Annotated in this window: 19 protein-coding genes; 3 read left to right on the top strand and 16 right to left on the bottom strand. The window is 65.8% G+C overall.

The window, feature by feature from the left end:
• Window positions 1-37 precede the first annotated feature (37 nt).
• Window positions 38-940 (top strand): LysR family transcriptional regulator, encoded by a 903-nt coding sequence (locus JF542_RS18960; protein WP_207076994.1) that lies wholly within the window; start codon window positions 38-40, stop codon window positions 938-940.
• 4 nt (window positions 941-944) lie between these two features.
• On the opposite strand, the gene JF542_RS18955 is transcribed toward JF542_RS18960, so the two are convergent.
• From JF542_RS18955 to flgB, 9 genes are read right to left on the bottom strand one after another with little or no spacing between them, the layout of a single operon-like run.
• Window positions 945-1835, bottom strand: coding sequence for an alpha/beta fold hydrolase (locus tag JF542_RS18955; protein WP_207076993.1), 891 nt, complete (start codon window positions 1833-1835; stop codon window positions 945-947).
• A gap of 33 nt (window positions 1836-1868) precedes the next feature.
• Window positions 1869-2996 carry a flagellar biosynthesis protein FlhB gene (gene flhB, locus JF542_RS18950; protein WP_207076992.1) on the bottom strand — a complete coding sequence of 376 codons (1128 nt, stop codon included), beginning with the start codon at window positions 2994-2996 and terminating at the stop codon, window positions 1869-1871.
• Between the two features lie 3 nt (window positions 2997-2999).
• A complete protein-coding gene (locus tag JF542_RS18945) occupies window positions 3000-3755 on the bottom strand; it encodes a flagellar biosynthetic protein FliR (protein ID WP_207076991.1) in 756 nt (251 codons plus the stop codon).
• 1 nt (window position 3756) lies between these two features.
• Window positions 3757-5850 (bottom strand): flagellar biosynthesis protein FlhA, encoded by a 2094-nt coding sequence (gene flhA, locus JF542_RS18940; RefSeq protein WP_207076990.1) that lies wholly within the window; start codon window positions 5848-5850, stop codon window positions 3757-3759.
• Complete coding sequence (locus tag JF542_RS18935; RefSeq protein ID WP_207076989.1) at window positions 5850-6674, bottom strand: lytic transglycosylase domain-containing protein; 825 nt, start codon at window positions 6672-6674, stop codon at window positions 5850-5852. Before JF542_RS18935 ends, flhA begins: the two co-directional genes overlap by 1 nt.
• Window positions 6674-6943, bottom strand: coding sequence for a flagellar biosynthetic protein FliQ (locus JF542_RS18930; protein WP_007803913.1), 270 nt, complete (start codon window positions 6941-6943; stop codon window positions 6674-6676). Before JF542_RS18930 ends, JF542_RS18935 begins: the two co-directional genes overlap by 1 nt.
• Before the next feature lie 17 nt (window positions 6944-6960).
• Window positions 6961-7290, bottom strand: a complete 330-nt coding sequence (fliE, locus tag JF542_RS18925; RefSeq protein ID WP_207076988.1) for a flagellar hook-basal body complex protein FliE — start codon at window positions 7288-7290, stop codon at window positions 6961-6963.
• A 12-nt stretch (window positions 7291-7302) separates the two neighbouring features.
• Window positions 7303-7713, bottom strand: a complete 411-nt coding sequence (gene flgC, locus JF542_RS18920; protein ID WP_007803917.1) for a flagellar basal body rod protein FlgC — start codon at window positions 7711-7713, stop codon at window positions 7303-7305.
• Window positions 7714-7724: 11 nt separating this feature from the next.
• Complete coding sequence (flgB, locus tag JF542_RS18915; RefSeq protein WP_207076987.1) at window positions 7725-8126, bottom strand: flagellar basal body rod protein FlgB; 402 nt, start codon at window positions 8124-8126, stop codon at window positions 7725-7727.
• Between the two features lie 66 nt (window positions 8127-8192).
• On the opposite strand from flgB, the gene fliI reads away from it, so the two are divergent.
• On the top strand, window positions 8193-9539 hold the full coding sequence (gene fliI / locus JF542_RS18910) for a flagellar protein export ATPase FliI (protein WP_207076986.1): 1347 nt from the start codon (window positions 8193-8195) through the stop codon (window positions 9537-9539).
• A 55-nt stretch (window positions 9540-9594) separates the two neighbouring features.
• Here the strand turns inward: fliI and repC are convergent, their stop codons facing one another.
• The 6 genes from repC to motA form a co-directional block, all read right to left on the bottom strand.
• A complete protein-coding gene (gene repC / locus JF542_RS18905; RefSeq protein ID WP_207076985.1) occupies window positions 9595-10761 on the bottom strand; it encodes a plasmid replication protein RepC in 1167 nt (388 codons plus the stop codon).
• Between the two features lie 192 nt (window positions 10762-10953).
• The gene (gene repB, locus JF542_RS18900) at window positions 10954-11901 is read right to left on the bottom strand and encodes a plasmid partitioning protein RepB (RefSeq protein ID WP_207076984.1); all 948 of its coding nucleotides are present in this window, start codon (window positions 11899-11901) and stop codon (window positions 10954-10956) included.
• A complete protein-coding gene (repA, locus tag JF542_RS18895; RefSeq protein WP_207076983.1) occupies window positions 11901-13076 on the bottom strand; it encodes a plasmid partitioning protein RepA in 1176 nt (391 codons plus the stop codon). Before repA ends, repB begins: the two co-directional genes overlap by 1 nt.
• A 157-nt stretch (window positions 13077-13233) precedes the next feature.
• Window positions 13234-13662, bottom strand: coding sequence for a flagellar export protein FliJ (locus tag JF542_RS18890; RefSeq protein WP_007803929.1), 429 nt, complete (start codon window positions 13660-13662; stop codon window positions 13234-13236).
• Window positions 13652-13921, bottom strand: coding sequence for a hypothetical protein (locus tag JF542_RS18885; RefSeq protein ID WP_007803931.1), 270 nt, complete (start codon window positions 13919-13921; stop codon window positions 13652-13654). The genes JF542_RS18890 and JF542_RS18885 overlap by 11 nt, the downstream gene beginning before the upstream one ends.
• The gene (motA, locus tag JF542_RS18880; RefSeq protein WP_040546128.1) at window positions 13918-14784 is read right to left on the bottom strand and encodes a flagellar motor stator protein MotA; all 867 of its coding nucleotides are present in this window, start codon (window positions 14782-14784) and stop codon (window positions 13918-13920) included. The genes JF542_RS18885 and motA overlap by 4 nt, the downstream gene beginning before the upstream one ends.
• 135 nt (window positions 14785-14919) lie before the next feature.
• On the opposite strand from motA, the gene JF542_RS18875 reads away from it, so the two are divergent.
• Complete coding sequence (locus JF542_RS18875; protein ID WP_207076982.1) at window positions 14920-15963, top strand: hypothetical protein; 1044 nt, start codon at window positions 14920-14922, stop codon at window positions 15961-15963.
• A 9-nt stretch (window positions 15964-15972) separates the two neighbouring features.
• Here JF542_RS18875 and JF542_RS18870 read toward each other — a convergent pair whose 3' ends face one another.
• The gene (locus JF542_RS18870; RefSeq protein WP_007803937.1) at window positions 15973-16638 is read right to left on the bottom strand and encodes a helix-turn-helix domain-containing protein; all 666 of its coding nucleotides are present in this window, start codon (window positions 16636-16638) and stop codon (window positions 15973-15975) included.
• Window positions 16639-16694 lie beyond the last annotated feature (56 nt).

Below are 16694 nucleotides of genomic sequence, written 5' to 3'. Positions count from 1 at the left end.
ATTGACCGAAGCGTGGCGTTCTTTAAAATTGAAAGATATGAAGATTGATGCAGAAAATACGAATTTCAATCTGCGGCACCTGCGGGCGATCCACGCGATCTGGGCCGAGGGCAGCTTTGCCCGCGCCGCCGACCGGCTGGGCGTGGTGCCCTCGGCACTGACCGAGACGGTGCGGCAGATCGAAGAGATCGCCGGCGGATCTCTGTTCGACCGGCGCAGCCGCCCGCCGGTGCCGACGCCGCTGGGGCTGGATTTCCTGAAGGACACCGCGCCACTGCTCGATGCGCTCGACCAGTCCCTGACCCGGCTGCGGGCGCAGGCGCGCGGTTTGCACGGCGCGCTGCGCCTCGGCGCCGCGCCCTCGGCGATCACCCCGCTCATCGCCCCGGCCATAGCAGCCTTCCGCGCCGAGCATCCGCGGGTCATCCTCACCCTGCATGACGACGTCGCCGAGACGCTGGCCGCCATGGTCGCCGACGGGCGGCTCGATCTGGCGGTGGCCGGTCGCGCCCGCAGCTCGCCCGATCTCGTCCAGACCGAGATCGCAGCCGATCCCTTCGGCCTCGCCTGCCGTGCCGATCACCCGCTGGCGCGCAAGCGCGCACCGGTGCGACTGGCCGATATCGACCCGCAGGAACTCATTCACCTTGGCACCGAGACCGGCTCGTCGCGCCTGCTTGCCGCGCATCCCGGCCTGCCAGAGACGCTGAAGACAGGCCCCCTGCGCAGCCATTCCACCATCGCCCAGCTCTGCCTCGTGCGCGCAGGCATTGGCGTGGCGCTGCTGCCGCGCAACGCGGTGGGGCTGTTCAACGACCCGGGCATCGTCTTCGTGCCGGTCAGCGACCTGGTACTTGAGCGCAAGCTCTACCTGCTGAGCCCGGCGCGCCGGGCGCTGTCCCCCACCGCCGAGCGCTTCCGAGCGCTCTTCCTCGGGTGACCGGTCAGCGACAACCGAGCCGGTCGAGAAACGCGCGCACCACCTCGGCGATCGCCCCCGCTGCGCCGGGGTCGAGGTGGAAATGGTGGTCGCCGGCGATCTCGGCGGTCTCATACCTCGCCACCAGCGCCTCCGCCCGCGCCGCGAGCTGCGCCACAGCCGGGCGCTTGCTCTTGATGCCGTCCGTGGCCCAGATGTTCAGCACCGGGCAGCGCCACGCCCGCATCACGGCCTCCACATCCGCCTGTTTCAGCTTCACCGCCGAGCGCGCGAAGAGCCGGGGGTCGCCGCGCATCCGCACCCCTTCGGGATGCGGCTCGAGCGCCCGCGCCGCCAGCGCCTCGGACGTGCGGCGGGCGTTGCCCTGCCCCGCGCGACGCTCGATATAGGCCTCGGGAGAGGCAAAGAGACGTGGCGGACGGACCTTCTGCTTGCGGGTCTGCTCGATGAAGGCCCTGAGCGTGCTGACGATGGTCTCGTCGGGATCGGTCTCGGGCGCCAGCGAGTCGAGCGCGATCAGCGCCCGCACCCGGTCTGGCTGCGCCGCCGCGAACAGCCCCGCGATATTGGCACCGCGCGAATGGCCGAGCAGGACGCAGTCCTGCCAGCCCAGCAGGTCGAGCAGCTCGGCGATCTGCGGCAGGTCATCCCAGATGTTGTAGGTGGCATGCGCCGCACGATGGCCGCTGAGCCCCTGCCCGCTCAGATCAAGCGCCACCACGCGGCAGCCAGCGAGCCTCGGCGCCAGCTCCTGAAAGCTGTCGGCGTGATCCATCCAACCATGCAGGGCCAGCACCGGCGTGCCGTCCGCCGGCCCCCATACGCGCCCGGCAAACCGCAGCCCGTCCACCTCCCAGACACAGTCCTGCGCCGCCTCGATCGTGCCGTCCGTCATCTGCCCTCTCCCGGTCCTACCTGCCGCCCTGCCCTACGCGTCTTCACGCAGGCTCGAGCCCTCCGGCGGGGTCCGCCGGATGTTGCGCTCGAGATCCATGATGTAGCCGATGATCGCGGCGACCGCCTCCCAATGCTCGACCGGGATCGGGCGGTCGAGCTCGGCCACGTCATGCAGGGCGCGCGCCAAGGGCCGGTTCTCGACCATGGGGATCTCGTTCTCCTTGGCCAGCTCACGGATCCGCGCCGCCAGCAGGTCGGCCCCCTTGGCCACGCAGACCGGCGCCATGTCGACGCCGTTCTCGTATTTCAGAGCCACCGCGAAATGGGTCGGGTTGGTCAGCACCACCGTGGCGCGCGGCACCGCCTGCGCGAGGCGCTGTCGCGCCCGCTCCCGGCGGATGTTCATGCGCTTGGATCGGATCAGCGGATCGCCCTCGGTCTCCTTGACCTCGTCCTTGATCTCTTTCATCGACATGCGCTGCTTGCGGCGGTGATCGAAGCGCTTCCACAGAATGTCGGCCACCGCGATCACGCTCACCAGTGCCAGCGTGATGAGCAGCATCCGCGCCGCCTCGGCGCGAATGAAATCGGTCACCATCTCGGGCACGAGGCCTTGCGTCTGCCAGATCTGCCCCACCGCGTTCAGCACCACCCAGCCCGCGATCACACCGACCAGCAGCACCTTGGTAACGCTCTTGAAGAACTCGACGAAGGCGGCGAGCGAGAACAGGCGCTTGAAGCCCGAGATCGGTGAGATCTTGGACCATTTCGGCTTCAGACGCTCGGAGGCCACGACCACCTCGCCCTGCAGCGCGACACCCGCCAGAGCGCCGATCACCATCAGCGCCATCAGCGGCCCGAGCAGAATGCCCACGCCGCGCAGCACCTTCCAGCTCACCGCGCCCAGATCGCGCAACCCGCTCAGATCGGTGCCGACATGAATCTGTCCGGCGCTCTCGAGCACGTTGCGGAACACCCCCGCCAACGGCGCCGAGACCGACGGCAGCACGAAGGCGGTGATCGCGAAAAGCGACAGCACCGCCATGACGTTTCCAGCCTCCTTGGAGGAGGCAACGTCGCCTTTCTCGCGCGCCTTTCGGAGCTTTCGCTCTGTTGGCTCTTCGGTCTTGTTGTCCTTGTCCTCGTCCTGATCCGCCATGGTCTAGAACACCAGCAGGCCAAGCCATTCGCCGAACCGTTCGGCGAATTCGCGCAGCATCACCGGCGTGGCCATGACCAGCACCAGAAGACCCGCCATGATCAGCACCGGGGCCGCGACGAAGAACACCGGCAAAGACGGCATCATACGCGCCACAAGCCCCATGCCGAGATTGACCAGCAGCCCCATGACGTAGAACGGCGCCACGATCGACAGGCCGAGATAGAAGCTCTGCGACACCGCCTTGACGATCTGCTGGGCCAGATCCGAAGGCAGGATCTGGCCCGGCGGGAACAGGTCGTAGCTGCTGACCATGGCGCCGATGATCAGGTGATGCAGGTCCGTGGCAAAGATCATCGCCACGCCGCCCAGCATCAGCCCGGTCGAGATCAGCGTCGAGCCTTGGAACGAGCCAAGGCTGGGCGAGAACGCGTTCGACAGGCCCGAAACCAGCCCGATCTGGTAGCCCGCGAATTCCAGTGCGCTGAGCAGGATGCGGGCGGTGACGCCGATCCACAGCCCCAGCGTCAGCTCGATGGCCAGCGCTCCGACCAGCGGCCCCGGCGCGTCGAGCGAGACCGGCCCCTGCGGCACCGCCGGGTAGAGCGCCAGCGACAGCAGCACCCCAAAGGCCAGCCGGTGGCGCACCGGGATGACGGTCTCGCCAAGCGCCGGCACGAACATCAGCATCCCGCCGATGCGGGCGAAGACCAGCGCCACGCCGAGGAACTCGACGGTGAGGAGCGCCGCGAGGTTCACCCTACTGGCCCACGGTCGCCACGGTGCGCAGCGCGGTCTTGCGGTGGATTTCGTTGTGCGACAGCACCACGGTCATCGGGCTGACGCGCTCGAGCATGGAGCGCACGAAGCTGCGCACCTCGGGGCTGACAAGCAGCGCCGGCCACTGGTCCTGTTCGGCGAATTTCTGGATCTCGCGGCGGGCCTGCAGCACGAATTCCTGCACCCGCTGCGGCGACATCACGAAGTTGCGCTCGTCGCCGTTGACCCGCAGCGCCTCGAGGAATTCCTTCTCCCATGCGGGCGACATCGAGATCACCGAGATGAAGCCGTTGTCATCGACCAGCGACTTGCAGATCTGGTTCGACAGCCGCCGCCGCACCGCCTCGGTGATCTGTGTCACACTCGATGTGGTGCGCTTGGCCTCGGCGATGGATTCGACGATCAGCGGCAGGTTGCGGACCGAGACGCGCTCGGCCAGCAGGGTCTGCAGCACGTGCTGCACCAGCACCATCGGCGCGTTGCCGGGGATGTCGCTGACCAGCTTCTGGTACTCGCGGTCGAGCCCCTCGATCAGGGTCTGCGTCGCGCCGTAGGTCATCAGCTCGGGCAGGTGCTCCTTCACCACCTCGGTCAGGTGGGTGATGATGACGCTTTCGGGATCGACCACCGTCAGGCCCATGGCCTCGGCCCGGGCGCCGGTCTCGGGATCGACCCAGAGCGCCTCGAGCCCGAAGGTCGGGTCCTTGCCGCGCTCGCCCGACAGGCCGCACTCGCCGGGATTGACCACCATGAGCCCGTTCGGGCGGATCTCGCCGCGCGCCACCTCGACCCCCTGCACCATGATGGCATAGGTCTGGCCCGGCAGCATCGGCTCGTCCTTGATCCGCACCGAGGGCAGCACGAAGCCGAACTCACGGGCAAACAGGTTGCGCAGGCTCTTGATCTTGCCCGCCAGCGCTGCGTCGCTGTTCGAGATCAGCGGCACGAGAGACTGCCCCAGCTCGAGCCGCAGACCGTCAAGCTTGAGGGTGTCCTTGATGTTGTCCTCGGGGGCGGCGGTCTCGGCCCGCTGCTTGGCCGCCTCGACCCGGTCGGCGCTGACCCGCGCCGCTTCGGCCTGGCGCATCACCATCATTCCGAGGAAGGTCATGATCGCCGCCAGCGCGGTAAAGATCAGGCTCGGGAAGCCCGGCAGGAGGCCAATGCCGAAAAGCAGGACCGACGCCATGAACAGCGCCTTGGGGAACTTCGAGAGTTGCCCCAGCACCGCCTCGTTCGCGGCGCCCTCGGTGCCGCCCTTGGTGACGATGAGGCCCGCAGCCAGCGACACGATCAGCGCCGGCACCTGCGTCACGAGCCCGTCGCCGATGGTCAGAACGGTGTAGAAATCCGCCGCCTCGGAAAGCGACAGCCCGTGCTGCGCCACGCCGATGAGGATGCCACCGATAACGTTGATCAGGGTGATGATGAGACCCGCCACCGCGTCACCGCGGACGAATTTCGAGGCACCGTCCATCGCCCCGAAGAAGCCGCTCTCGTCCTCGAGCTCCTTGCGGCGGGAGCGCGCCTGCTCCTCGTCGATGATGCCGGCGCCGAGATCGGCGTCGATGGCCATCTGCTTGCCGGGCATCGAGTCGAGCGAGAAGCGGGCCGAGACCTCGGCGATCCGGGTCGAGCCCTTGGTGATCACCACGAAGTTGATCACCACGAGGATCGCGAAGACCACGATCCCGATGATGAAATTGCCCGAGACGATGAAGCGCGAGAAGCCCTCGATCACCCCGCCGGCGGCGCTGGGGCCGGTATGCCCTTCCGACAGGATCAGCCGTGTCGAGGCCACGTTGAGCGACAGGCGCAGCATGGTGACGACGAGCAAGAGGGTCGGAAAACTGTTGAATTCCAGTGGCTTGGGAATCCACAAAGCCACCATCAGCACGAGCACCGACACCGAGAGCGAGACCGCCAGCCCGAAATCGAGCACTGCCGCAGGAAGCGGCACGAACAGCACCGCGAGGATCAGCGTCACCGCGATGGCGAAGCCGATGTCGCGGTTGCCGTGGCCCCGGCCCAGCCAGCCCGGAAGGGAATTCGTGGAAGGATCGGACATCGACATCAGAACATCTTTCGGAAGGCTGGCAGCACCGGCGAGAGCGTCTCGCGCCCGAACAGGCTGCGGGCGCCGCTGTTGGCGGCGCCGGAACGGAGGGTCATGTCGGAGGTCCAGAAATGGCCCGAGGGAAGCGGCTCGGAGGTGACCGCCGCCACCGCGGCAAGACCGAGCCCCCCTGCCCCGCCGCCGCTGCCCGAGGCCGCAAGCTGGCGGAAGATGTCGAGTCGCTCGTTGGCGATGGAGACATTCTGTTTCAGCCGGTCGAGATAGACGCCCTGATGCACCTCGGTGGCCGAGTGGTAATGCCCGGCCGCCTTGATCCAGTCGCCGGTCTTTTCATAGAGCTGCACCAGAAACCGCGCCGCGTAGTCGACGTTGCGCGCTGGGTCGAACCCCTCTTCGAGTTGGAGAAAGGCATCCGGGTGCCAGCGCAGATTCACCTGCATGCAGCCAACATCGATGGACTCGACCCCGGCTGACTGCCGCGCGCGCACCCAGCTCGCCGCCGATTGCGGCGTCTCGAAGAAGCGCCCGTCACCATCGGCATTGGCGACCCAGGGCCAGATCGTCAACTCTCCCTCGTGCATCATGCCGCTTTCCTGAAGCCCGATGCCAAGAAGAAGATTGCCCGGGATCTGGTGACGCAGCTGGGCGCGCAGGATCTCGTGAATGCAGACCCCCGCCGGGTTGCCGGTAGAGCGCGGCCCCATCGCCTGCGGCGCCTGCGAGACGCGCTCGGAGGGGCGGTAGAAATTGCTCCAGTCGGCCAGGGCCCCCTGCCCTGCAATCAGCGCCAGAACCGTCAGAAGAATCCGCAGCGCGCGCATCACAGACCGCCGCTCACGATCAGGTCGAAGGCACGGTCCGAGAGCCGCTTGACCACGGTGTACATCAGCGGTGTGAAGGCCAGCAGACCGATGAAGATCGCGACGATCTTGGGCACGAAGGTCAGGGTCATTTCCTGCACCTGGGTCAGGGCCTGGAAGAACGCGATGATCAGCCCCACCACCAGCGCGATGGCCATGATCGGGCCGGAACCGTAGAGCACGGCGAGGAAGGCGTCGGACAGGATCGTGTAGGTATCGCTTTCGGTCACGACCGCCTCCCCTCCGATCAGATCGGCATGCGGATGATTTCCTGGTAGGCCTCGACCAGCTTGTCGCGCACCGCCACCGCAGTCTTGACCGTCGAGTCGAGCTCGAGCGTGGCCTCGACCACCGCCTGGGTATCGGCATTGCCGCGCAGCCCGGTCTGCGCCGTCACCTCAGCTTCGCGGATCGTCTGCACCGCGTCCGAGCCGGCCTGCGCCACCATGTCGGCAAAGCTCGGCTTGCTCTCATCGGAACCGAGGTTGGCGACGGGCGCGGCCGTCATGTCCTGCGAGGCCCGGTAGGCCCCCGATGCGGCATTGATCGAAAGGAAGGAGTTGGTATCGGTCGCCATGGATCTTCAGTCTTATTTCAGCAGATCGAGAAGCTGCGAGCGCATGCTCCGCCCGGTCTCGAACATGTTCAGGTTGGCCTGGTAGCTGCGCGATGCTTCGCGCATGTTGCTCATCTCGAGGATGGTGTTGACGTTCGACACCTTCACGAAGCCATCCTCATCGGCGGCCGGGTGCGAGGGGTCGTAGTTCAGCTGGAAATCGGCATCGTCGCGACGCACGCCATCGACCTCGACCATCGAAGCACCACTGTCGCGGTCGACCATCTCCTGGAACGAGATGATCTTGCGGCGGTACGGATCCTCGCCGTTGCTGTTGCCGGTCGAGCTGGCATTGGCGACGTTCTCCGACACCACCTTGAGCCGCTCGCCCTGAGCGCGCATGCCGCTTGCGGCGACGGAAAGAACTGTCTTGAGCGTGTCCATGCCCTGCCCTCTTATCTGACGCCGGTGACCGCGATGGTCAGCAGGCTGTGTCCACGGCGGTAAAGCTCGGCCGCGAGCCGGTAGCTGCCGGCAACTTCTGCCGCGTCGATGGTCTGCTGTTCGAGCGCCACGGTATTGCCGTCGATGCTGCCCTCCCAGGCGTCCTCATCCGCGGTCACGCGCACGCCGTTCGGCGTCTCGCCGCTGCTCGTGATGTGCCGCGTGTCGGTGACCTTGAGCCCCTGCATCGCGTCGGCGTTCTCGAGCATGGCGCCGAACCCGCTGACCTTCTTCGCCTTGTAGTCCGGCGTATCGGCATTCGCGACGTTTTCAGAGATCACAGCCTGACGGGCTCCCAGCCATGTCATGCGCTGCGAGGCCAGCTGAAAAAAGGACATTCCACCAAGCTTCATGAACAGTTTCCTTTTGTCTCAATCAAAGATAGCATGATTAAATCTTGCTTAGCAATGGATAGAACCATGCATACAGCCTTTTCAGAGCTTTCTAGCCTTACGCGGACCATAGAACGGGCAAGCATAACCGGGCAGGTCACGTCGGCGCTTGGGCTGGTGCTCACCGTCTCGGGTCTTGAGCGCGCCGTGGGCATCGGCGCGCATTGCGTCGTCCAAGGTGCCAATGGCCCGGTTCTGGCCGAGGTGGTGGGCATCGACGAAAGCGGGACAAGGCTCCTGCCCTTCGGAAGCTGGGATGGCGTGCGCACCGGCGATCCAGTGGCCGTCACCCAGTCCGGCGCCGAGCTGCGCCCCGATGACGCCTGGATCGGCCGCGTGGTGAACGCGCTCGGGCAACCGCTCGACGGCAAGGGTCGCCTGCCCGAGGGCGACAGGCCGCGCCCACTGCGCGCCGCCCCGCCCCCGGCCTTCACCCGCCGCCGCGTGGGCGATCGGCTGGCAACACGCCTCAAGGTGATGGACGTGTTCGCACCGCTCTGCCGTGGCCAGCGCATGGGCGTGTTCTCCGGCTCTGGGGTCGGCAAGTCGACGATGATGGCGATGCTGGCACGCAACGCCCAGGCGGATGTGATTGTCGTGGGGCTGGTCGGCGAACGTGGCCGCGAGGTGCAGGACTTCCTGCAGGACGATCTTGGAGAAGAGGGCCTGGCCCGCGCCGTCGTCGTGGTCTCGACCGGTGACGAACCGCCGCTGATGCGCCGGCAGGCTGCCTGGACCGCCACCACCGTTGCCGAGCATTTCCGCGATCAGGGCAAGCAGGTTCTGCTGCTGCTCGACAGCGTCACGCGCTTCGCCATGGCACAGCGCGAGATCGGCCTTGCTGGCGGCGAGCCGCCCACCGCCAAGGGCTACCCGCCGACCACGTTTGCAGAGCTTCCGCGGATGATGGAGCGTGCCGGACCGGGCAGCGGCGAGGGCGGCGACATCACCGCGCTCTACACCGTTCTCGTCGATGGTGACGATATGGACGATCCCATCGCCGATGCGGTGCGCGGCATCATGGATGGCCACATCGTGCTCGACCGGCGCATCGCGGAAACGGGCCGTTTTCCGGCGGTGAACCTGCTGCGTTCGATTTCGCGGATGCTGCCGGACTGTCACGGCCCCGAGGAATACGCGATCTACCGCGCCGCCCGCCGCGCCATGGCGCGCTATGCCGACATGGAAGAGCTGATCCGCATCGGCGCTTATCGGCCCGGCAGCGATGCCGAGGTCGACGCCGCGATCAAGCTGTTCCAGCCGCTCGAAGATCTTCTGCGCCAGAGCAAGCGGGACGCGATGGAACCGAACGAGACCTTCGCCCGCATCCATGCCTGCCTGACCGAGGCCGGTATCTCCGTTCCGACGGAATGAGATCTGGAGGGGGCCGTGAAGTTGACAGCTGTCAACTCGGCCCCCGTCACCCCGCTCACGCGGCTTTCCTCTGAAGGCTCGAGATCATCGCATCCGGCGTGAAACTTCCCTCCCGGGCTTTCCGCGACAGGCTTCGCAGATACGCCCCCGGCGAGCGGATCGTCCCAACATTCTGAACGATACCCGCGAGTGTTGTCGCGGCATTCTCCGGACCCATAGCCCGGCAGGCCTCTTGCCATGTCGACGGGTCGATCCCGGTCATCGGGGCGATACGGGCCATCAATTGGACAAAGCTCGTCCAGTCGCTCACGCGCTTCTCAGCATATGGCAGGACATCGGGGCAGGCGGTGAGGATCGGGTTCAGCGCCTTCTGTACCGACTGTGCCTTGTGAGGCTCGGGAACGCGCTCTTTCAGATCAATAAGAGTTTTATCTGAAACCTGTATGTGCCGCTCATTTTGGCTGTCCGAGGCGATCAGTTCAGGCGTCACGGGGTCGGTCGGTTCGACCTCTGGAGTGAGCTTTTCCACAAGCGTGGCGACCAGCGGCTGCAGGCGGTCACGGATCGTCGAGAGATCCTCAAGACCAAGCTTGCGACGCAACTGGCGCTTGGCGAGGATCACGGCGTCTTCAATGGCATCGAGCCCTTCGTCGAGCTCGGAGGTATGGCCAAGCTGCGCCAGCTCGGAGGCATCGCGGATCAGCAAGACAACCTCTTCTCGCAGCAGGGCGATCTCGTTGCTGCGGATCTCGGCGGCGCGGGCGTGGTGGGCGATCTCTCCGGCGCGCAGGAGCAGGGGCCGGAGGTCGAACCCGTAAGCACGCACAACGGCGCCCGAGGCATCACGGCGCTGGTAGCGCTTGCCGTTGGGGCTGTCGTGGCGGGCGATGAGGCCGCTTGCCACCAGCGCTGCGAGGTGCCGCCGCAGGGTGCTTTCGGGCATTCCGTGGGCGCGTTCGCAAAGCGTGGCGTTCGAGGCGTAGACGATCAGCGGCGCCCCGTCGGTCAGCTCGCGCTCGCGATGCACGCCAAGCAGCACCGCGAGAACCCGCAGTGTCCGGTCCGAAAGCTCGTAGCTCTCGCGCGCGGCGGTCAGTTGCGTCAGAAGTTCCCATTTGTCCATGGAAGCGACCGGGGCAGGGCGGTCGAGCCGGGTCACCGCCTCCAGCTGGGCTGCCGATAGCGGCCGCCGCCCGAAGGACGTCGTTGTCAGTCTCTGCATATCGTTTCACTGGGCAAAACTTTTCCGGCCGCCGGACTCACACGGCGTTGACAGCTGTCAACAAAAGGGGCTAGATTCGAGGTGCGAAAACGAGATCAGGCCTCTTGGGATGTTATGTCCTGAGGGGCTTTTTCTTTGGTCCTGCCGTGTCGTGCCTCCTTGTTTCTGCTCGATGTCTTGGGGCTTGCGCCCTTATTCGCCGGTCTGGCTGCGCCAGTTGCGGTGAATCTCTTCGATGTTGTCGATGAGCCAGTCCTCGAAGCCCTGGGCTTCGGCGGCATCAAAGGTCAGCACCGTTTTCTTACCGGTTTTCTTCGCCCGCCCGATGCGACCGCTCTCGCCACGTAGCTCGCGATCGGGAGCCGGGGCAGGGGCAAGCTTCGCGGACCGGCGGCTGACGATGCGCAGCGCATCTTCGAACCGCGCGTCCGAGCTTTCGCCGGTCAGGGCGCCGGCGACACGGTCCGGGGAGAACCCGCCCGCGGTCAGCTGGTCGGCCAGCTTGCGCCAGCGGTCGCGCCCGGCGGAGGGCGCCGGTCCGATGGCCTCGATCAGCACCTGCGGCACGGTGTCGGCCACGCTCAGCATTCGGCTGATCACGGTCTTGTCGATATGCAGCGCGTCGCAGATGATCTTGCGCTCGAAGCCCTCGTCGCGCATCTGGCGCGCGAAGTTGGCTTTCTCGATGAAGCTGAGATCCCGCCGGGCGGCGTTTTCCTGCCCCTGCGCGATGATCAGGTCCCGGTCCGACAGCTCGCGGACCATCGCCTTGACCGGCAGGCCGAGATCGCGCAGCGCGGCGACCCGGCGGCGGCCATAGACAACCTGGAAGCGGTCGTCGCTGCCCTCGATATGGCGTAGAAGCACCGGCACCTGCTGGCCGTACTCCGCCAGCGACGCCTTGAGCCGTTCATGCTCGGCCGGATCCTCGCCGAGACGGTCTTGCAAGCCGCCATCCTCGATCTGGTTCGCGGGGACCTCGACCATCGCCCGGCTCTTAAGCTGCGCGATGGACTGGCTGACCGCGCCGATGGCCCCTTTCTGGTAGCGGGCCTGACGCGGCGCGGCAGGGTCGGATGCCTCTGCCGCCGGTGCGGGCGCATCTCCCATCAGGCTCTTGAGAAGATCCTTGCGTGCCATCAGCGCCCCCAGCTTTTCTGAACGAGATCGAGGATCTCGCCATTCGCGGAATCGAGGCTCTCCATCGCCCGCTCATAGGTCGAGCGGGTGAACTGGCTTTTTTCCACCTCGTAGAGTGTCTGCTTGGTGATGCCGGCGTCGGAGATCGCGGTCGATTTCAGCACCGGGTGGTTCAGCACATATTCGCCGAACATAGAGCGCATGAAGCTGACCATCTGGTTCTGCGGACCGTCGCCCGGCTCGTAGCGGGTCACGACATAGCGCATCCAGTCATAGCTCATGTCGCCGCCGGCTTCGCTGACCACGCCCAGAAGGTTCGAGGTCATCAGCAGGAACTGGCACATCGACATGACGTCGAGCATCTGCGGGTGCACGGTGACGAGCACGGCGGTCGCGGCCGACAGAGCCGACATGGTCAGGAAGCCCAGCTGCGGCGGGCAGTCCATGATGACGAGGTCGTAATCGTCCTGCACCTCGGCGAGCTTGTCGCCGACGCGGGTGAAGAACATCTCGCCCGAGCGCTCGGCCAGCGCGCGCGGTGTTTCATGCTCGAACTCCATCAGGTCGAGATTGCCCGGCACGATGTCGAGGTCGTGGAAATAGGTCTTCTGGATCACGTCTGACATGGCGACCGGATCGTCGTAGCGGATCGCGTCGTAAAGCGTGCCACCGTCGAGCATGTCGAACTCGGGCTGGTAGCCGTGCAGGGCCGAAAGCGAGGCCTGCGGGTCGAGATCGATGGCCAGCACGCGGTAACCGTCAAGCGCGGCCTTCTGTGCAAGATGGGCGGCTGTCGTGGTCTTGCCCGAGCCGCCCTTGAAGTTGATCACCGTGATGACCTGAAGATGGTCGTCCTCGCGCCGCCCCGGCAGGTACGTGCCCGGCGCCTTGGCGCCTTTCTCGAGGAACTTGCGCAGCTCGGCGATGTCGGAGGGCGCGTAGAACCGGCGGCCATTGCCGCGGATCTCGACCTCGGGGCCCTTGCCGTCGAGATGCAGCTTGCGCAGGTAGGCATCCTTGACGCCAAGCAGGGCCGCGACCTCGCCGGAGGTGAACTTGCGCAGCTCCTTGCGCGCGTGCGGGGGAAACAGCTGGGCGCGGTGCGCTTGCAGCCGTTCCGACAATCTGGCCGCGTGATCGCCCACAAGAAGGTCGATCCGGTCCTGTCGTGTCATCAATTCTGCCCTCGTGCCATAAGCGTTTGTTACGCTTATTTTAGTATTGTTGGCTTTTCTCCGTAATTGAATGCCTTCGTTTACGGATTCGGGCAAGATTTTTCTGCAAGATCTAGTGTCTGCAAAACCGTTAGACACTAGCTCCCAGACAGGGGTCTCAGCGCTTCCAGCGCAGGAGCGACAGCTCGTCGAGATCCTTCGCTTCGCGCTTCTTCTGTGCGTCGCGCTCTTCGGTGAGACGTTTAAGCCTCAGAATTTCATAGGTTTTCTGTTCCGCCAAGGCGGCGCGCAGCCGGTCCTCGGCGGCGGCAACCTCGGGCGCGAGCTTGGAGGCTTCGTGCGAAATCCGGTCGACCTCGGCACGGATCGAGCGAATAAACCGGCCCAGATAGGGGGCACCCTCGAGGCCGTCGATCCGCGATTCACCAGAAAGACGGTGCAATAGAGCCTGTTTTTCCGAATCGAGCCGGTTCATCCGGTCGCGCAGCTGGGCGGTGCTGCGGGCCTCGCGCTCGGTGTCGAGCCGCTTGAGACGCTCCATCACGTCGAGCGCCTTGAGGCGGCGCCGGGCGGCGTCAGTGGCCATCGGAGGGCTCGGGCTCCGGCGTCTGCTCGACCACCGGTTCCGGTGCGGGCGGCTCGCCGCCCAGACGAATGCGCATCCTTGCGAGGATCTCGACGGGAAAGCCGTATTCCGACGGCGGCAGGGCATCGAAGCGACCGCCGATCGCGGCGGAGGTAAAGCTCGTCTCTTCTTCGTCGCTCGCTTCCGGCTCGGGGGCGTCCGCCGCCGAGGCGATCCCGGCGAAGACCAGCAGGCAGGGCAGGGGGGCCCGGCGGATCATGCCGCCGGCAACTCTTTCTGCGCCGCCTCGACCTCGTAGAAATCGGGCTGCATCCGGGTCGGAATATTGCCGCGGCCGATCTCGACGCAGATGCTGGGCGGATGGTCCGCGACCATGGCGACAAAGATGTCGCGGATGATCATGTAGAAGGCGCCGTCCTCTTCTTCGATCTGCTTCAGCCGGCCCGAGATCGGCTGCACCATGCAATAGGCCAGGAACACGCCGAGGAAGGTGCCGACCAGCGCGCCGCCGATCATCTTGCCGAGGATCTCGGGGGGCTGATCGATCGAGGACATGGTCTTGATCACCCCGAGCACGGCGGCAACGATGCCGATCGCCGGCAGGCCGTCGGCGACCTGCTGGATCGCGTGCACCGAGGCCAGCGACTCGTGATGGTGCTTCTTGATCTTGCGGTTGATCACGTCCTCGGTCGCGTACTTGTCGTCGAACTGCATCGACAGCATGCGGAAGCTGTCGCGGATCAGGTCGATGGCGAAGTGATCCGCCGCGATGCGCGGGTAGCGGTTGAAGATGTCGCTGTCGGACGGCGACTCGATATGGCTGTCGAGCGCCAGGATGCCCTTGGCCTTGTAGATGCGGGTGAGCTCGTACATCAGGTTGAGCAGGTCGCCGTAATCCTTGGCCTTCCAACGCGGGCCCTTCAGCACCTTGACGATGCCGCCCGCGGATTTCTTGATCACGTCGACGCTGTTGGCGATGACGAACGCCCCGATCGCCGCGCCGCCGATCATCATGCCTTCGAAGGGCAGGGCGTGCAGGACAATGTCCATCTTGCCGCCGGAGAGCATGAAGCCTCCAAAAACAAGGCCGAACACAAGGGCAAGTCCCAGTATCATCGTCATCGGGTGCGGTCTCTGCTCTGTGGTCACCATGCCGGCACACCGGCAATCTATGTCAATTCATAAGTAAATTTGACTTTCTTTCAAGTATAAACAAGGATAGATTGGCAATTATAAGGACAGTTGGGACAGCAGACCATGATCGCCGAGAAGCTGGCTTACTTTTTCGATGCTTCCGACCTCGGCAGTGTGTTCGAGGACTGGCCCGAGGAGGTCGGTCTGGTGCTGTGTCTGGATGATGCCGGCACCTGCGAGATGCTGCTCCACCATCGCGAGGAAGGCCGCACGGTCCTGCGCAAGGCCGGCGCCTTGCTGGATCGCGGGCCCGGCGAGTTCGCCGTGGTGCCGGCGGTCGAGGGCTACCCGACCCGCCGCGTCTTGTTCTCGGACGAGCAGAAACTGCTCGCATTGGTCGAGGATGAGGACGATCTCGCCGAGATGGCCGCAGACTACCTGATCAACTACCACTTCGAGAAGGACCGCAAGGCGCGTGAACGCCGCGAGAAGGAGGCCGCACGCGCGGCCGTCCAGAAGAGCCCGGCGCGCAGTTCCGAGCCGTTCTTCTGGCGCCCGCGGCTGCATCTCTCCGAGGTGCGCGCAAAGCGGCAGCCCAGGCCGAAGGCGCCCGAGATCCCGCAGGGCTATGTCCCGGCCGAGGCGATCTCGGAAGTCGAATGCTTCTTTGCCGAAGGCGAGTTGCGGATCGGGCGCCGCGGTGTCCGTCTGGCGCTGGCGCCAGAGCTTGTCGACATCAAGACCTGCACCCGTCTGGTTCAGGAGGTCGGCTTTCGCGATGACCTGTCGCGGTTCGTTCTGCCGCGCAAGGCCGTCGAGGGGTGGCAGCCGGGCGAGCCTCTGGTGATCGACATTCCCGAGGAACGGTTCCCCGCCGGTCTGCGGGCCCGCTTCTCGGGCGCGGCGCGGGTGGCTGAGGTCACCATCACGGCGCAGGGGGTGTTTGTCGCTCCGGGCGCGGTGATCCCCGAACCGGAGCCGGTGCCGGAGGCGGAGCTCAAGGCGCCGGTGCGCAAGCGTCGGCGGTTCCTCACCCCGGTGCGCGTCGCGGTGGTGCTGCTGACCGGGGTTGGGCTGACGGCCGGAACCATGATCAACGCAGTCGAGACCCCGAATCTGCTTGAGGCGCCGGCGAACCTCGTGGCCTTCGACGAGGGCGCGGACTGACAACTTCGGTCAGAGCCGCGGCTCGCCTTCCATGACATAACCTTGGGACCGCACAGTGCGGAGCGTCACGGCGCCATCGAAATGGGCGTCGAGCTTGCGGCGGATGCGGGCGATATGCACGTCGATCCGGCGGTCGCCGTAGCGCCATTCCTCCTCGCCCAATGCCTCGGCCAGCGCCGGGCGGCTGACGATCTCGTTCCGCCGCGCATTGAGAGCCGAGAAGATCCGCTCCTCCAGCGGCGTCAGCCCGAGCTGCGCCAGCCAGGCGGCACGCTGTCCGCCTTGCGTGGCGCTCTGCAGGCGGGCGGCAAGCCGCGCGCGAAGCTCGGATGGATCGTGATCGGCGCGCAGCGCATCGTCGGCCCCGGCGGCAAAGGCCTCGGCCGCACCGCGCGGCCGGTTGCCATGATCCACGGCAAGGATAACGGCGCCCGGCACCTGCCTTCTTACACTGGCGATCAGCGAGAGCATGGCGTCATCGCGCGGCCCATGCGCCGTGAGCCCGACGATCATCGCGGTGAGCGGCGCATCCGGCGCGATCAGGTCGCTCATTTCGGCCGGGCGGGCGCGGCGCAGGACACGGCGCAGCCCGGCGGCCCGCAGCAATGCCGCCCAGTCGTTTCGGCGGTCGGTGTCGCGCTCCAGGACGACCGAGAAGGATGCTCTTTTCTTCATGCTACCGTCAGGGCGGCCTCTGTTTCAGAGGAAAACAAGGATTCGCAAACAAATTC

Source organism: Salipiger bermudensis (assembly GCF_017309175.1).
Classification (GTDB): Bacteria; Pseudomonadota; Alphaproteobacteria; order Rhodobacterales; family Rhodobacteraceae; genus Salipiger; species Salipiger bermudensis.
The sequence above is the reverse complement of the archived record's forward strand: the minus strand, read 5'-3'. Positions and strand labels throughout refer to the sequence as shown.